Source organism: Xanthobacter sp. 126, assembly GCF_000526175.1.
GTDB lineage: Bacteria > Pseudomonadota > Alphaproteobacteria > Rhizobiales > Xanthobacteraceae > Xanthobacter > Xanthobacter aminoxidans.
This window is the reverse complement of record NZ_JAFO01000001.1, coordinates 2,795,129-2,810,751: the sequence shown is the minus strand read 5'-3', so window position 1 is coordinate 2,810,751 and position 15,623 is coordinate 2,795,129. Positions and strand designations below refer to the sequence as shown.

Genomic DNA, 15,623 nt, shown 5'->3' with positions numbered 1-15,623 from the left:
AAGATGCCCATCGAAATCCTGATGCCGGCCCTGTCTCCCACCATGGAGAAGGGCAACCTCGCCAAGTGGCTCAAGAAGGAAGGCGACACGGTCAAGTCCGGCGACGTGCTGGCCGAGATCGAGACCGACAAGGCCACCATGGAAGTCGAGTCCATCGACGAAGGTGTGCTCGCCAAGATCCTGGTGCCGGAAGGCTCGCAGGACGTGCCGGTGAACCAGCTCATCGCCATCCTTGCCGGTGAAGGCGAGGACGTGGCGACCGCTGCCGCCGGCAAGGGCGCTGCCGCGCCGGCCCCGGCCGCTGCTCCCGCGCCTGCTGCTGCGTCTGCCGCGAGCCCGGCTCCTGCGGCCGCGCCCGCTCCGGGGGCGACGGCCCCGGCGTCGAACGGGCAGGGCGGTCGTGTGTTCGCCTCGCCGCTCGCCCGCCGGATCGCCAAGGACAAGGGCATCGACCTCGGCAGCCTGTCGGGCTCCGGCCCGCATGGCCGCATCGTCGCCCGCGATCTGGAAGGTGCACAGCCCGGCGCGAAGCCGGCCGCGGCGCCCGCCCCGGCTGCGGCTGCTGCGGCCCCTGCGGCTGCGACTCCCGCGCCCAAGGCGACAGCTGCTCTCACCGGTCCCACGGCGGATCAGGTGAAGGCCATGTTCGAGGCCGGCACCTACGAGGAAGTGCAGCTCGACGGCATGCGCAAGACCATCGCGCGCCGTCTGGTGGAGAGCGAGCAGCTCACCCCGCACTTCTACCTGACGGTGGATTGCGACCTCGACGACCTCATGGCCCTGCGCGAGCAGGTCAATGCCAATGCGTCGAAGGACAAGGATGGCAAGCCGTCCTACCGCGTCTCGGTCAACGACTTCATCATCAAGGCGCTGGCGCTCGCGCTCCAGAAGGTGCCGGCGGCCAACGCCGTGTGGGCCGAGGACCGCATCCTGCGCATGAAGCACTCGGACGTGGGCGTCGCGGTCGCCATCGACGGCGGCCTCTACGCCCCGATCGTGAAGAAGGCCGAGCAGAAGACCCTCTCCACCATCTCCAACGAGATGCGCGATCTGGCCGCCCGCGCCCGCACCAAGAAGCTGAAGCCGGAGGAATATTCCGGCGGCTCCACCTCCGTGTCGAACCTCGGCATGATGGGGATGCGCAACTTCACCGCCATCATCAACGCGCCGCAGTCCTCCATCCTCGCGGTGGGTGCCTCGGAGCAGCGGGCGGTGGTGAAGGGCGGCGAAGTGAAGGTCGTCACCCAGATGACCGTCACCATGACCTGCGATCACCGGGTGATGGACGGCGCGCTCGGCGCGGAACTCCTCAGCGCGTTCAAGGGCTTCATCGAGAAGCCCATGGCGATGCTGGTCTGAGGTCACAGCTGACGCGACTTCGCCGGCGCGAGGCCTGCGCCTCCGCCGGCCGGACCGGGCTGCGGCAGATCAAATCCTGCCGCAGCGGAGCAGTGTAGCTGCGGGGCAGCGGCGCCCGGCGCCGTTCGACCCGAGAAAGGAACAACAATGAGCCACACGCCCCACGAGCTCGCCGCCGACTTCCCGGAATATGCCGAGAAGATCCAGGCGCTGAAGCTCTCCGACGCTCATTTCGCCAAGCTCCACGAGGCCTATCACGAGGTGAACCGTCAGGTGCACCGGGCCGAGACCGACGTGGAGCCCACGGGCGACGAGGAGATGGAAGCCATGCGCCGCGAGCGCATGCGCCTCAAGGATGAGCTTTTCGCCATCCTGACCAAGTGAGGGGCTGAGGGGGCAGGGTTCCCGCCCCGGTGCAGCCTGACCCCTCTCCCGCTTGCGGGGGAGGGATCGAACGGGGAACGGAAGGACAAGCCCACCCGATGAAGCTCTATCTCGCCGGCCCGGAGGTGTTCCTCGACGATGCGCGCGAGATCGGCCGGCGCAAGGTGGAGCTTTGCGCCTGCCACGGGTTCACGGGCCTGTTTCCCCTCGATGGCGAGATCGCCCTCGATGCGGCGGGCGGGATTTCCGCCACCGCGATCTTCTCCGCCAATGTGATCATGATGCGGACCGCCGACGCGGTGCTCGCCAACCTCACACCCTTTCGCGGCATCAGCGCCGATCCCGGCACCGCCTTCGAGGTGGGTTTCGCCTTCGCCCTCGGCAAGCCGGTGGCGGCCTATTCCAATCATCCCGGCGAGCTGAAGCACCGCGCCCGCGCCACCATCGGCGCGGCGCCGGAGGGGCCGGACAGCCTCATGGCGGACGGCCTCCATGTGGAGGACTTCGGCCATTTCGACAATCTCATGCTGGCTGAGGCGCTGCATGCCTTCTGCCTGCCGGTGATCCAGGCCCAAGTTCCGGCCGAGGATCCCTTCCGCGACCTTTCCCTGTTCGAGGAGGCGCTTGTGCGCCTCGCCGAAGCCCACGCCGGCGGCCGCCTCGGGACGCCCCGATCCCCATCACGACCAGAGCCCGCCGCAACAGCGCGCGGCGAGGAGACCTTCCATGGCTGATACCTACGACATCATCGTCATCGGCGGCGGGCCGGGCGGCTATGTGGCCGCCATCCGCGCCGCGCAGCTCGGCTTCAAGACCGCGGTGGTGGAGAAGAGCCACCTCGGCGGCATCTGTCTCAACTGGGGCTGTATCCCCACCAAGGCGCTGCTGCGCTCCGCCGAGATCTACCACTACATGGAGCACGCCAAGGATTACGGCCTCTCCGCCGAGAAGATCGGCTTCGATGCCGCCGCCGTGGTGAAGCGCTCGCGCGGCGTCTCCTCCCAGCTCGCCACCGGCGTGGGCTTCCTGCTCAACAAGAACAAGGTGGACGTGATCTGGGGCAAGGCCACCTTCACCGCCCCCGGCAAGCTGAAGGTCGAGGCCAGCCCGAACCCGCCCAAGAATGCCAAGGGCGGCGGCGACTACACCGCCAAGCACATCATCGTCGCCACCGGCGCCCGCCCGCGCGCGCTGCCCGGCCTCGAGCCCGACAAGAAGCTGATCTGGACCTATTTCGAGGCCATGGTGCCGGAGAAGATGCCCAAGAGCCTGCTGGTCATGGGCTCCGGCGCCATCGGCATCGAGTTCGCCTCCTTCTACCGCACCATGGGCGTGGACGTGACCGTGGTGGAGGTGCTGCCGCAGATCCTCCCCGTGGAGGACGAGGAAATCGCCGCCATCGCCCGCAAGCGCTTCGAGAAGCTGGGCATGAAGATCATGTCCGGCGCCAAGGTCACGGGCGTGACCAAGCACGCCGACAGCCTCACCGCCCATGTGGAGGATTCCAAGGGCGCCAAGCACGACATCACCGTGGACCGGATGATCTCGGCCGTGGGCGTGGTGGGCAATGTGGAGGGCCTCGGACTGGAGGCCATCGGCGTGAAGATCGAGCGCGGCATCATCGTCGCCGACGGCTATGGCCGCACCAGCGTGCCCGGCGTCTATGCCATCGGCGACATCGCCGGCCCGCCCATGCTGGCGCACAAGGCCGAGCATGAGGGCGTGATCTGCGTCGAGACCATCAAGGGCCTCCACACCCACCCCATGGACAAGCTGAAGATCCCCGGCTGCACCTATTGCACGCCGCAGATCGCCTCCGTGGGTCTCACCGAGAAGAAGGCCAAGGAGGCCGGTCGCGAGATCAAGGTCGGCCGCTTCCCCTTCATCGGCAACGGCAAGGCCATCGCGCTCGGCGAGCCGGACGGCCTCGTGAAGACCATCTTCGACGCCAAGACCGGCGAACTGCTGGGCGCGCACATGGTGGGCGCGGAAGTGACCGAGCTGATCCAGGGCTTCGTCATCGCCATGAATCTGGAGACCACCGAGGAAGACCTGATCCACGCCGTGTTCCCGCACCCGACCCTGTCCGAGATGATGCACGAGAGCGTCATGGCGGCCTACGGGCGTGCGATCCACGTGTGAGCACGGTCGGCGGGAGCGATCTCGCCAAGCTGCGCCGCAGGCGGCATGATCGGATTGCGTCCGCGCTTCTGCGGGCGCGTGCGAGGGGACCATCATGGACCAGCAGACCTATGCCTTCCTGAGCCAGCCGGGGGTCGGCTTCTTCTCGCTCATCATCATCGGCGTCATCGCCGGATGGGTGGCGGAGCGGGTGACCGCGAGCAACCATGGCCTGCTGACGAACCTCATCGTCGGCGTTGCCGGCGCCTTCATCGGCGACAAGCTGGCCGGTGTGCTGAACGTGCCGGTGCACGGCTTCTTCCGCACGCTGATCGCCGCCATCGTCGGCGCCATCATCCTGCTCTGGGTGTGGCGGGCGATCAGGTCGCGCTGACGGAAGGTCCGCGCTGGGGTATGCCGGCCCTGCGGCGCCGTCCCTTCCGGGTAGCGGCGCGGGGCACTATGTTGCAAGGATGCAGGTGCCGTAAGGGCGCGCTGCCGGGTATGGAAGTTCGCACATGGTCACGGTGATCGACACGCGGGAACGGCCCCGCCATCCGGAGAAGGCGCATCGGCCGGAAACCGAGGTGTTGCGCAAGCCGGAGTGGATCCGGGTGAAGGCGCCGGGCTCGGCCGGCTGGTCGAAGACCGCCGGCATCGTGAAGGAGCATGGCCTCGTCACCGTGTGCGAGGAGGCGGGCTGCCCCAACATCGGTGAGTGCTGGGAGAAGAAGCACGCCACCTTCATGATCATGGGAGACACCTGCACCCGCGCCTGCGCCTTCTGCAACGTGCGCACCGGCCTGCCGGATGCCCTCGACCGCGACGAGCCGCAGAAGGTGGCGGATTCCATCGCCAAGCTCGGCCTCTCCCACGCCGTCATCACCTCGGTGGACCGGGACGACCTCGCCGACGGCGGCGCCGAGCATTTCGCCCGCACCATCGCCGCCATCCGCAAGGCGAGCCCGAAGACGACCATCGAGATCCTCACCCCCGACTTCCTGCGCAAGGACGGGGCTCTGGAAGTGGTGGTCGCGGCGCGGCCCGACGTGTTCAACCACAATCTGGAGACGGTGCCCTCGCGCTATCTCTCGGTGCGGCCGGGTGCGCGCTATTTTCATTCCCTGCGTCTGCTGCAGAAGGTGAAGGAGCTGGACCCGTCCATCTTCACCAAGTCCGGCATCATGGTCGGCCTCGGCGAGGAACGCCCCGAGGTGCTCCAGCTCATGGACGACCTACGCTCGGCGGACGTGGATTTCATCACCATCGGCCAGTATCTCCAGCCCACCCGCAAGCACCACAAGGTGGAGCGCTTCGTGACGCCGGACGAGTTCAAGGCCTATGAGACCGTGGCCTATGCCAAGGGCTTCCTGATGGTCTCGGCGAGCCCACTCACCCGCTCGTCCCACCACGCGGGTGACGATTTCGAGAAGCTGCGCGCCAACCGCGCGGCGCGGCTCGGACGGGCCTGACGTGCCTTCTTTCTCCAACAGCCGGCGCGTCAGGCATTCCGCTGCAGACATGTTCGACCTGGTGGCGGACGTGGAGCACTACCCCGAGTTCGTGCCGCTCTGCCAGGCGCTCCGCGTGAAGCGCCGTACCAAGTCCGACGAGGGCGTGGAAATCCTCGTGGCGGACATGACGGTGGCCTACAAGCTGATCCGCGAGACCTTCACCTCGCGCGTGACGCTGGACCGGCCGCGCCTCGTCATCCACGTGGAATATCTCGACGGCCCCTTCAGCCGCCTCGACAACCGCTGGGAGTTCGTGCCCCAGGGCGACGGCGCGTGCGACGTGAAGTTCTTCATCTCCTACGAATTCCGCTCGCGCACGCTGGGCATGCTCATGGGCGCCATGTTCGACGCCGCCTTCCGCCGCTTCGCCGATGCCTTCGAGAAGCGGGCGGACGAGGTCTACAGGACGGTCGGGTAGGCGGACGGCGCCTCCAACGGCGCACCGGCCTCGCGCAACGCCTTGAAGCCGCCTTCCACATGGGCAACCGGCTTCAGCCCCATGTCCTGCGCCGTCGCGGCCGAGAGCGCGGAGCGCCAGCCGCCGGCGCAGAAGAAGACGAACGCCCGGTCCTCGCCGAACACCGGCTTGAAATAGGGGCTTTCCGGGTCGATCCAGAATTCCAGCATCCCGCGTGGGCAATGGAACGCGCCCGGCACGCGCCCCTCGCGCTCTAATTCGCGCGGGTCGCGCAGATCCACCAGCAGCGCGCCCTCGCCGGCGCGGCGCAGCGCCTCCTGCGGCGTCACCGTCTCCACCTTCGCATTCGCCTCGGCGAGGAGGGCCTTGTAGCCGCGTGTGATGGTCTGGGGCATGGGCGTCCTCCGGCTAAGTCCCGCAGGGCGTGCTCCCGTCTCCCCTCGCGGGAGAGGGGCCGGGGGTGAGGGGGAGGGGGCGGTGAGCCCCCTCATCCGGCTCGCGGCTTGCGCCGCGATCCACCTTCTCCCGCGAGGGGAGAAGGGAACAGGCGGCCTACAGCTCGCTGTAGCCGCCGTCCTGCCACTCATAGACCACGAAGTCGGGCTTGGTGATATCGCCCTTCTTGTCGAAGGAGAGCGGGCCGAGCACCGTCTGGAAGGTCATGCCGGTGTGGATCTGCGCAGCCACCTTCTGCGGGTCGAGGGATTTCGCCGCCTCGGCCGCCTGCTTGATGATCTGCATGGCGGCATAGGAATAGAGCACGTATCCCTCGGCATCGATGCCCTTCGCGGTCATGGCTGCCACGATGCCCTTGGCCGCCGGGTTCTTGCGCGGGTCGGGACCGAAGGTCATCAGCGTGCCGGTGCCGCCGGTGCCGGCGATGGACCAGAATTCCTTGTCGGCCAGCGCGTCGCCGCCCATCAGCACGGTCTTCAGGCCCTGATCGCGCATCTGGCGGACGATCAGACCGGCCTCGGGGTGCAGGCCGCCGTAGTAGATCACGTCGACGCCGGCCGCCTTCATCTTGGAGACGAGGGCCGAATAGTCCTTCTCGCCGGGGTTGATGCCCTCATACATCACTTCCTTCACGCCGGCCTTGTTGAGGGCCTTTTGCGTCTCGTCGGCGAGGCCTTTTCCGTAGGGCGACTTGTCGTGGACGATGGCGATCTTGCCGCTCTTGAACTTCTCGGCGAGGAAGGCGCCCGCCACCGGCCCCTGCTGGTCGTCGCGACCGGCGGTGCGGAACGTGTTCCACAGCTTGCGCTCGGTGTAGGCGGGATTGGTGGAGGCGGGGCTGATCTGCAGCACGCCGGCATCGGCATAATCCGATGACGCGGCAATGGAGATGCCGGAATTGACGTGGCCGATGACGAAGGTCGCGCCGTCGGTGATGAGCTTGTTCGCCGCCGCCACGCCCTGCTCGGGCTTGCCGCCGTCGTCAGCCACCAGAAGCACGATCTTCTGGCCGTTGATGCCGCCGGCGGCGTTGATGTCGTTCACCGCCTGCTCGACGCCGGTCTTCATCTGCGCGCCGAAGGCGGCGATGGAGCCGGTCAGCGGCCCGGCCGCCCCGATCTTCACGTCGGCCTTAGCGACCGGCGCAAAAGCGAGGCCGGCGCAGACGGCGAGCGCGGCGAAGGTAAGCCTGTTCATCCCGATCCCCTCGAAATGAGTGTGGAGGTCTGGCGCGGGGCCATTGGTCTGGCCTTCGCACGCCGGGCTTCCGGCGCTGGAGAAGCGCCTTGCCCTTGTGTCAGCATGATTGCCAAAGCGGGCTTCGAAGACAAGCGCGGCACGGCCGGAGATGATGCCGAAAATTGGGCTCGAAGAGCGCGGGCCCGGCCCAAAAGAAAAAGCCTGCGCCGAGGGGCGCAGGCTTCGCTTTGGTCATGCGAGGAGGGGAAAGCCCGGCCTCACAGCTCGCTGTAGGTGCCGTCCTTCCAGACGTAGACCACATAGTCGAGCTTTTCGATGTCGCCCTTCTTGTTGAAGGTGAGCGGGCCGAGCACCGTATCGAACTTCACGCCCGAATGGATCTTCTCGGCCACCTTCTTGGGGTCGAGGGACTTGGCCGCCTCGGCCGCCTGCTTGATGACCTGCACGCCGGCGTAGGAGTAGAGCACATAGCCCTCGGGATCGATGCCCTTGGCCTTGAACTTTTCCACGATGGCCTTGGCCGCCGGGTTCTTGCGCGGGTCGGGACCGAAGGTGGTCAGGGTGCCGGTGGCGCCGTCGCCGGCGATGGACCAGAACTCCTTGTCGATCATGCCGTCGCCGCCCATCAGCACGGTCTTCATGCCCTGGTCGCGCATCTGGCGCACGATCAGGCCGGCTTCCGGATAGAGGCCGCCGAAGTACACGAGATCGGCGCCGGTCGCCTTGATCTTGGAAACCAGGGCCGAATAGTCCTTCTCCTTCGGGTTGATGCCCTCGTAGAGGACTTCCTTCACGCCACCCTTGTTGAGGGTCTTCTGGGTCTCGTCGGCGAGGCCCTTGCCGTAGGGCGTCTTGTCGTGGACGACGGCGATCTTCTTGCCCTTGAAGTTCTTCAGGATATAGGCGCCGGCCACCGCGCCCTGCTGGTCGTCGCGACCGCAGGTGCGGAAGGTGTTCCACATCTTGCGCTCGGTGAAGGTCGGGTTGGTGGAGGCGGGGCTGATCTGCAGCACGCCAGCCTCTTCATAGTCCTGCGAGGTCGGGATCGAGACGCCGGAATTGTAGTGGCCGATGACGAACTTGGCGCCGTCGGTGATGAGCTTGTTGGCGGCCGACTTGCCCTGCTCCGGCTTGCCGCCGTCATCACCCACCAGGAACTCGATCTTCTGGCCGAGAATGCCGCCGGAGGCATTGATATCGATGATGGCCTGCTCGGTGCCGTTCTTCAGCTGGGCGCCCACGGCGGCGAGATCGCCGGTTATGGGGCCGGCGACGGCGATCTTCACCTGCGCCTGGGCCGGCGCCGCCAGGGCGAGGCCGGCGCCGAGCGCCAGCGACGCCATCAAAAGCTTCTTCATGCCTTGTCTCCCCTTCTGCACCCTGCCGGCGTCACGACCGGCCGGGGTGAATCCGTTGGCGGCGCATTGTGCCGCAATCACGGGTCGAGTCGATCCCTCTCATGAGGGCAACCGCGCCCGCCCTTCAGTCTCCGTCAGGCCGGCGCGGACGCCACGCCACATGGCCTTCGCGCTCGTACATCCAGCCGTATTGCACCGTCATCTGCCGCTGCCGCATGGCGCGGAAGCCGAGCGTCGCGATGGAGGCCAGCAGCACGAATTCCACTACCAGCGGCTCCAGATCGAACAGCGTCGCCTGGAACAGCGCGAAGTGGCAGAAGCGCACCGCGCAGGCGAGCAAGGCGCAATAGGCGACGAGATGGACGTAGGATTCCCACGAGCGCGCCACCGCCTTGCCGGTGAGCCAGGCCGCCCCGCCGCCGAGGAACAGCGTCACCAGCAGGAAATCGCCCAGCGAGGCGCCGATCAACTCGTGGGGCCAGATGAACAGGGCCGCCAGCAGCACCACCAAGGCCACCAGCGGGGCGATGAGCATGGGCGAGGTGACGCGGCCGGGATCGCGCGCGGCGTTGAGTGCGGTCACGTCAGCGCCCCCCTTCCAGATAGGCGGCGCGCACCTCCGGCCGGGCGAGCAGCTCCGCGCCGGTGCCGGACATGGTGACGAGGCCGTTGACCATCACATAGCCGCGGTGGGCGAGCTTCAGCGCGTGGAAGGCGTTCTGCTCCACCAGGAACACGGTTAGCCCCTCGGTGCGGTTGAGCATGCGGATGGCATCGAAGATCTGCCGCACCACCAAGGGCGCGAGGCCGAGGGAGGGCTCGTCAAGCAGCAGCAGGCGCGGCCGGCTCATGAGCGCGCGGGCGATGGCCAGCATCTGCTGCTCGCCGCCGGAGAGCGTGCCGCCGCGCTGCTCGATACGCTCCTTGAGGCGCGGGAACAGCGTGAACATGCGCTCGAGATCCTCGGCGAAATGGGCGTTGCCGTCGATGGCGGCGCCCATCTGCAAATTCTCGTAGACGGTCATGCGCGGGAAGATGCGCCGGCCTTCCGGAGACTGGGCGATCTTGAGCCGCATGATCTCGTGGGTTGGCAGGCTGGTGATGTCCCGCCCGGCATAGACGATGCGGCCGTCGCGGGCGCGGGGGCTGCCGCAGATGGTCATCATCAAAGTGGACTTGCCGGCTCCGTTGGCACCGATGAGGGTGACGATCTCCCCCTCGTTCACCTCGATGTCCACGCCCTTGAGCGCGATGATGTTGCCGTAATAGGCGGTGACGCCCGACACGCTCAGCAGCGGCGCCCTGCGCGCGGCGGGGGCGGCGACGGAATCGGTCGCGGTCTGGCTCATGCCCCGGCCTCCACCACGGCGACGGCCTCTTCCTCATCCTCGACGCCGAGATAGGAGGCGATGACGCGCGGGTCGTTGCGCACCTCATCGGGCGTGCCGTCGGCGATCTTGGAGCCATATTCCAGCACGACCACGTGGTCCGAAATTTCCATCACCACCGACATGTCGTGCTCGATGAGCAGGATGGACGCCTGATGCTCGCGCCGGATGGAGAGCAGCAGCTCGTTCAGCGCCGCGGATTCCCGGGGGTTGAGGCCGGCGGCGGGCTCGTCGAGGCAGAGCAGCACCGGGTCCGTGCACATGGCGCGGGCGATCTCGAGGCGCCGCTGGTCGCCATAGGGCAGATCGCCGGCCGGATCGTCGGCGCGGTCGACGAGGCCGATCTTGTTGAGCCAGTAAAGCGCGCGGTCCACGGCGCCCTTCTGCTTCCGCTGCCAGGACGGCAGGTTCAGGATGGCGACGGGATTCATGAGGCCCGAGGTGGTCAGCGACATGTGCTGCGCCACGAGCAGGTTCTCGAGAATGGTCATGCCCGAGAACAGGCGGATGTTCTGGAAGGTGCGGGCCACGCGTGCCCAGGAGGCGACCTTGTGGTCGGGCAGGCGCTCCAGCAGATAGAGTGCGCCGGCCTGCGACTTGCCCCAGGGAAGGCCCGAGGCGGTGACGCCGTCCACTTCCGCCGCGCTCGCCGGGCCGCCGTGGAACAGCGCGAGGCGGCCGGTGGTGGGCTTGTAGAAGCCGGTGATGCAGTTGAAGACCGTGGTCTTGCCGGCGCCGTTGGGGCCGATCACCGCCGTCACCTCGCCGCGCCCGGCGGAGAAGGAGACGTCGTTGACCGCGACGAGGCCGCCGAAGCGCATGGAGAGGTGATCGACCCTCAGGATCTGGTTGGTTTCCCAGGCCCGAGCCGGGGAGAGGGGCTCGCCGGCCATCAGCCGTGCCCTTCCTTCACCAGAGACCCGGACACTGCCTTGCGCTGCTTAAGGAAAACGGTGGGCATGCGGCTGGAGACAAGGCCGCGCGGACGCCACACCATCACCGCCACCATGGCGAAGCCGAAGATGAGCATGCGGTAGAGGGACGGGTCGAAATCCGAGCCGAACAGGAAATCGGCCTTCAGGAAGGAGAGGTTGCGCAGCAGCTCCATGCCGCCGATGAGCAGGATCGCCGCGCCCGCGACGCCCATCTGCGATCCCATGCCGCCGAGCACGACGATGGCGAGGATCACCGCCGATTCCATGAAGGTGAAGCTCTCGGGCGAGACGAAGCGGATGCGCACGGCGAAGAAGGCGCCGGCAAAGCCGCCGAACATGGCGCCGGTGGCGAAGGCGGTAAGCTTGGTCAGCGTCGTATTGATGCCCAGCGAGCGGCAGGCGATCTCGTCCTCGCGCAGCGCTTCCCACGCCCGGCCCACCGGCATCTTCCTCAGGCGGATGGTGACGACGGCGGTGAGCGCGGCGAGGCCCAGGATGACGAAATAGAGGAAGATCATCCGGTGCATGGAGTTGAACTCCAGCCCGAAGATGCTCGCGAAGCCGGTCTCGGTAGAATCGAACGGCACGCCGAAGAAGGTGATGGGCGGGATGGAGGAGATGCCCGCGCCGCCATTGGTCAGCGACACCCAGTTGATGAGCACGAGGCGGATGATCTCGCCGAAGGCCAAAGTGACGATGGCGAGATAGTCGCCCCGCAGCCGCAGCACCGGGAATCCGAGGATGACGCCCCACATTGCGGCGAGGATGCCGGAGACCGGCAGGCAGATCCAGAACGCCCAGGCCGTCCAGAATCCGTCGCCCAGCGTGCCGGCGAAGAAGTCGTTGATGGGCACACTGGTGGAGAGCAAAGCGAAGGTGTAGGCGCCCACCGCATAGAAGGCGACGTAGCCAAGGTCGAGCAGGCCCGCGAGGCCCACCACGATGTTGAGGCCCCATCCCAGCATCACGTAGGTGAGCACATAGATGCCGAGGTCCACCCAGTAGCGGCTCGGGCTGAGACCGCCGGCCATGAGGATGGACAGGAACGGGTAGAGGATGGCGAAACTGAAGAACACCGGCTTCACCGCCGGCGCCGCCAGCGTTCCCAGCCGGGCCATGGCGCCGGGCGTGGTTGAGACGCGGCGGGGCGGCCGGTTCGGGTTCCACACCGTGACCATGAGCAGGAAGCGCCCCACCATCACGATGCCGGCGAAGATGGCGACGAGGCCGAACCGGTAGGTGAGGACCAGCGAACCGGTGCCCGATTCGCTGGCGCGGAAACCCACCAGCGGCGTCAGCAGGAGCGCCGTCAGCAGGCCGCTGACGATGGCGTCCTTGAGGGCGCCGGCCACAGCGGAGGGGCGCGCGTCCGCAGGCGGCGGGGTGGTTTCGGCGGCCGGATCGGACGCCATCACACCTTCTCCACTTCCGGCCGGCCGAGCAGGCCCTGCGGCAGGAAGATGAGCGTGACCACAAGGATGGAGAACGCCGCCACATCCTTGTATTCGATGGAGAAATAGGCGGACCAGAAGGTCTCGATGAGGCCGATGAGGATGCCCCCAAGCACCGCTCCCGGCAGCGAGCCGATGCCGCCCAGCACGGCGGCCGTGAAGGCCTTCACCCCCGGCACGAAGCCGTCGGAGAAGTTCACCACGCCGTAGTACATCAGGTACATCACGCCGGCGACGGCGGCGAGCGCGGCGCCTATGACGAAGGTCAGGGAGATGGTCTGGTCCACGTTCACGCCCAGCAGCGCCGCCATCTTGCGATCCTGCTCGCAGGCCCGCTGCGCGCGGCCGAGGGAGGTCTTCTGGACAAGATACCAGAAGCCCGCCAGCAGCACCGCCGTCACCACCATGATGATGATCTGCTTGTAGGCGAGCGTGACCTGATAGCCGTTGTTCTCCATGACGACGATCACGTCCGTCACCATGGGCGGCAGCGGCTTGTTGCGCGGGCCCTGCGCCACCTGCACGAAGTTGGAGAGCAGGATGGACATGCCGATGGCCGAGATCATCGGCGCCAGCCGGAACGAACCGCGCAGAGGCCGGTAGGCCACCCGCTCGATGGTCCAGCTCACGAGGCCGGTGAACAGCATCGCCACCACGAGGGTAATGGCGAGAATGACGAAGATGGAACTCAGCCCGACGAGGGTGGTCAGCACCAGAACACAGATGAGCGCGATGAAGGCGCTGACCATGAACACGTCGCCGTGGGCGAAGTTCACCATTCCGATGATGCCGAAGACCATCGTGTAGCCGATGGCGATCAGTCCGTAGATCGACCCCAGGGTCAATCCGTTGATGAGCTGCTGGAGGAAGACATCCATCCGCCGCTTGAACCCCTCTGTTCGGGCGCCTCTTATCTCATCGTGCCCGATGATTGTGCGCTGCCGTATTGGAGAGTCATAACCCGGCCCCTCGGCCGACACAATTGCGTCGCGAAGCCCGTCAACGGGAGCTTTCTGCCAAGCTTCGCCTGCCTTTATTTCGCTCTTGCAGGGGCGGGCGCAGGCAGATACCGTCCTGGTATATTGTCGACACCAAGATCGGCGCAGCCGTAGCCGGGCATCTCAGATGCCGGGTGGCGGAAGAAGCGGAGCCTTTCCGCGCCTCAGGCGCAGCGGGTTCCGATGGGGACGGGAAGCGGCCGCGGGGAGGGGACATCATCCCCACGCCTTGTCACACGGCTCATGTTGTCACGACTGAAGCTCGATCCCTTTCTCGTCGCCCTCGCCACCACCGTCGTCCTTGCCCTCGTCTGGCCCAGGCCCGGCGTCACCGGCGGCATCCTCCACGCCGACAAGGCGGCGACGTGGGGCGTGGCGGTTATCTTCCTGCTCTACGGCGTCTCGCTGTCTCCACGGCGACTGATCGAGAGCGCCGCGCGCTGGGACCTGCACCTCGTGGTGCAGGCCACCACCTTCCTCGTCTTCCCGTCCGTGGTCGCGGGCACGCTGGCGCTGGCCGGCGGTCTGTTCCCCGAGCCGCTCGCCATCGGCTTCTTCTTCCTCGCGGCGCTGCCCTCCACGGTGTCATCGTCGGTGGCGATGACCTCGCTGGCGCGGGGCAACGTGCCCGTCGCCATCTTCAACGCCTCGATCTCCAGCCTCATCGGCGTGTTCGCCACCCCGGCCCTGATGGCGTGGTATCTCCACGCGGTGGGCGGCGGGATGGATCTCGGTGCCGTCATCCTGAAACTGGTGACGCTGGTTCTCCTGCCGCTGGCCATCGGGCAGGCGTTGCGCCCGCTCCTGCTCAAGACGGTGGAGCGCCACCGGGCTTTCGTGAAGGCGGCGGACCGCGTGGTGATCCTCGCCATCGTCTACAATTCCTTCTGCGACAGCGTGGTCTCCGGCGTGTGGAACGGCCTGAGCCCGCTGCTGCTGGCCGAAGTGATCGTCGCCGTCGTCGGCCTGTTCGCGGTGGTCTACGCCCTGACACGCGGTGTCTGCCGGCTGATGGGCTTTTCCGCGCCGGACACGGTGGCGGTGGCCTTCTGCGCCTCCAAGAAGTCGCTGGCGACGGGCCTGCCCATGGCGCACGTGATGTTCGGCGCGGCGCCGGCCCTGTCGCTCATCATCACGCCCATCATGCTCTACCACTTCCTCCAGCTGGTCATTGTCGGCGTCATCGCCAACCGCTTCGCCTCCCGGACCGATGCGCTGGCGATGATGGAGGCAGAGGAGAGCGAGCCCTCGCTGATCGCCGAGGACGACACCTTGCCCCTGCCGGAGCCTGCGCGCACGAGAGCGTGACGGGTTCCCCATCGGAGCACCCCCGTCTTGACCGCGTCACCGGCGCGGTCCCACATTGGAGGAATGAAAAACGGCCGGCCGCCGTGATAGCCGGACGCGGGGACGAACCCCGCGCCGGAGAGGCGCCGGCTCAGGGAGGTGAGGCATGTCCGAGGCGACGATCATCGTTCGCGTCCCCGTCCGTCTGACCGTGAACGGCAAGTCCGTCTCAGCCGAGATCGATCCGCGCACTCTCCTGGTGCAGTTCCTGCGCGAGACGCTGGACCTGACGGGAACGCATGTGGGCTGCGACACCAGCCAGTGCGGGGCCTGCGTCGTCCATATCGACGGGGTAGCCGTGAAGTCCTGCACGGTGCTCGCCGCGCAGGCGGACGGCGCGTCCGTCACCACCATCGAGGGGCTGGCGACCGGCGGAAAGCTGCACCCCATGCAGGAGGCCTTCCGCGAAAACCATGGCCTGCAGTGCGGCTTCTGCACGCCGGGCATGATCATGAGCGCGGTGGATCTCGTGGCCCGCTTCGGCCCGAACCTCGACGAGGCGACCATCCGCGAGAACCTCGACGGCAACATCTGCCGCTGCACGGGCTATCACAACATCGTCAAGTCGGTGGCCGCGGGCGCCGCCGCCATGGGCTCCGCCGAGGCGCCGCGCGCCGCCGAGTAGGCGGCTGTCGCACCCCGTCCGCCACGCATTTCCCAGACATTGCGCGCCCGCAAAGGGCGGCGCCGGGAG

The 15,623-nt window shown here is 67.2% G+C and carries 17 protein-coding genes; 9 read left to right on the top strand and 8 right to left on the bottom strand.

Annotated elements, in window-relative coordinates; translation table 11 throughout:
• Positions 1–3 precede the first annotated feature (3 nt).
• The 7 genes from XAN126_RS0113405 to XAN126_RS0113375 all read left to right on the top strand — a co-directional run bounded on the left by XAN126_RS0113405 (position 4) and on the right by XAN126_RS0113375 (position 5,796).
• Positions 4–1,359, top strand: a complete 1,356-nt coding sequence (locus XAN126_RS0113405; protein WP_024279098.1) for a pyruvate dehydrogenase complex dihydrolipoamide acetyltransferase — start codon at positions 4–6, stop codon at positions 1,357–1,359.
• A gap of 147 nt (positions 1,360–1,506) precedes the next feature.
• Positions 1,507–1,743, top strand: coding sequence for a DUF465 domain-containing protein (locus XAN126_RS0113400; RefSeq protein ID WP_024279097.1), 237 nt, complete (start codon positions 1,507–1,509; stop codon positions 1,741–1,743).
• Positions 1,744–1,841: 98 nt separating this feature from the next.
• Entirely contained in the window at positions 1,842–2,477 is a 636-nt protein-coding gene (locus tag XAN126_RS0113395) for a nucleoside 2-deoxyribosyltransferase (protein WP_024279096.1), read from the top strand.
• Positions 2,470–3,885 carry a dihydrolipoyl dehydrogenase gene (gene lpdA / locus XAN126_RS0113390; protein ID WP_024279095.1) on the top strand — a complete coding sequence of 472 codons (1,416 nt, stop codon included), beginning with the start codon at positions 2,470–2,472 and terminating at the stop codon, positions 3,883–3,885. The genes XAN126_RS0113395 and lpdA overlap by 8 nt, the downstream gene beginning before the upstream one ends.
• A gap of 94 nt (positions 3,886–3,979) precedes the next feature.
• On the top strand, positions 3,980–4,258 hold the full coding sequence (locus XAN126_RS0113385; RefSeq protein WP_024279094.1) for a GlsB/YeaQ/YmgE family stress response membrane protein: 279 nt from the start codon (positions 3,980–3,982) through the stop codon (positions 4,256–4,258).
• Positions 4,259–4,382: 124 nt separating this feature from the next.
• Positions 4,383–5,336, top strand: a complete 954-nt coding sequence (gene lipA, locus XAN126_RS0113380) for a lipoyl synthase (RefSeq protein WP_024279093.1) — start codon at positions 4,383–4,385, stop codon at positions 5,334–5,336.
• A gap of 1 nt (position 5,337) precedes the next feature.
• Positions 5,338–5,796, top strand: a complete 459-nt coding sequence (locus XAN126_RS0113375; protein ID WP_024279092.1) for a type II toxin-antitoxin system RatA family toxin — start codon at positions 5,338–5,340, stop codon at positions 5,794–5,796.
• Here the strand turns inward: XAN126_RS0113375 and XAN126_RS0113370 are convergent.
• From XAN126_RS0113370 to XAN126_RS0113335, 8 genes are all read right to left on the bottom strand, one after another.
• Entirely contained in the window at positions 5,778–6,191 is a 414-nt protein-coding gene (locus tag XAN126_RS0113370) for a rhodanese-like domain-containing protein (RefSeq protein ID WP_024279091.1), read from the bottom strand. The genes XAN126_RS0113375 and XAN126_RS0113370 overlap by 19 nt on opposite strands.
• A gap of 157 nt (positions 6,192–6,348) precedes the next feature.
• A complete protein-coding gene (locus XAN126_RS0113365) occupies positions 6,349–7,449 on the bottom strand; it encodes a branched-chain amino acid ABC transporter substrate-binding protein (protein WP_024279090.1) in 1,101 nt (366 codons plus the stop codon).
• 260 nt (positions 7,450–7,709) lie between these two features.
• The gene (locus XAN126_RS0113360) at positions 7,710–8,810 is read right to left on the bottom strand and encodes a branched-chain amino acid ABC transporter substrate-binding protein (protein WP_024279089.1); all 1,101 of its coding nucleotides are present in this window, start codon (positions 8,808–8,810) and stop codon (positions 7,710–7,712) included.
• Between the two features lie 124 nt (positions 8,811–8,934).
• A complete protein-coding gene (locus tag XAN126_RS26360) occupies positions 8,935–9,393 on the bottom strand; it encodes a DUF6867 family protein (protein WP_024279088.1) in 459 nt (152 codons plus the stop codon).
• A gap of 1 nt (position 9,394) precedes the next feature.
• Positions 9,395–10,159: an ABC transporter ATP-binding protein gene (locus tag XAN126_RS0113350; RefSeq protein WP_024279087.1), complete on the bottom strand. Its 765-nt coding sequence runs from the start codon at positions 10,157–10,159 to the stop codon at positions 9,395–9,397.
• Complete coding sequence (locus XAN126_RS0113345) at positions 10,156–11,091, bottom strand: ABC transporter ATP-binding protein (protein WP_024279086.1); 936 nt, start codon at positions 11,089–11,091, stop codon at positions 10,156–10,158. Before XAN126_RS0113345 ends, XAN126_RS0113350 begins: the two co-directional genes overlap by 4 nt.
• Positions 11,091–12,545, bottom strand: coding sequence for a high-affinity branched-chain amino acid ABC transporter permease LivM (livM, locus tag XAN126_RS0113340; protein ID WP_024279085.1), 1,455 nt, complete (start codon positions 12,543–12,545; stop codon positions 11,091–11,093). The genes XAN126_RS0113345 and livM overlap by 1 nt, the downstream gene beginning before the upstream one ends.
• Complete coding sequence (locus XAN126_RS0113335; RefSeq protein ID WP_024279084.1) at positions 12,545–13,462, bottom strand: branched-chain amino acid ABC transporter permease; 918 nt, start codon at positions 13,460–13,462, stop codon at positions 12,545–12,547. Before XAN126_RS0113335 ends, livM begins: the two co-directional genes overlap by 1 nt.
• A gap of 363 nt (positions 13,463–13,825) precedes the next feature.
• On the opposite strand from XAN126_RS0113335, the gene XAN126_RS0113330 reads away from it, so the two are divergent.
• Together XAN126_RS0113330 and XAN126_RS0113325 are read left to right on the top strand one after the other, a co-directional pair.
• Positions 13,826–14,890: a bile acid:sodium symporter family protein gene (locus XAN126_RS0113330; protein ID WP_024279083.1), complete on the top strand. Its 1,065-nt coding sequence runs from the start codon at positions 13,826–13,828 to the stop codon at positions 14,888–14,890.
• A gap of 145 nt (positions 14,891–15,035) precedes the next feature.
• Positions 15,036–15,554, top strand: coding sequence for a (2Fe-2S)-binding protein (locus XAN126_RS0113325; protein ID WP_024279082.1), 519 nt, complete (start codon positions 15,036–15,038; stop codon positions 15,552–15,554).
• Positions 15,555–15,623: the final 69 nt, after the last annotated feature.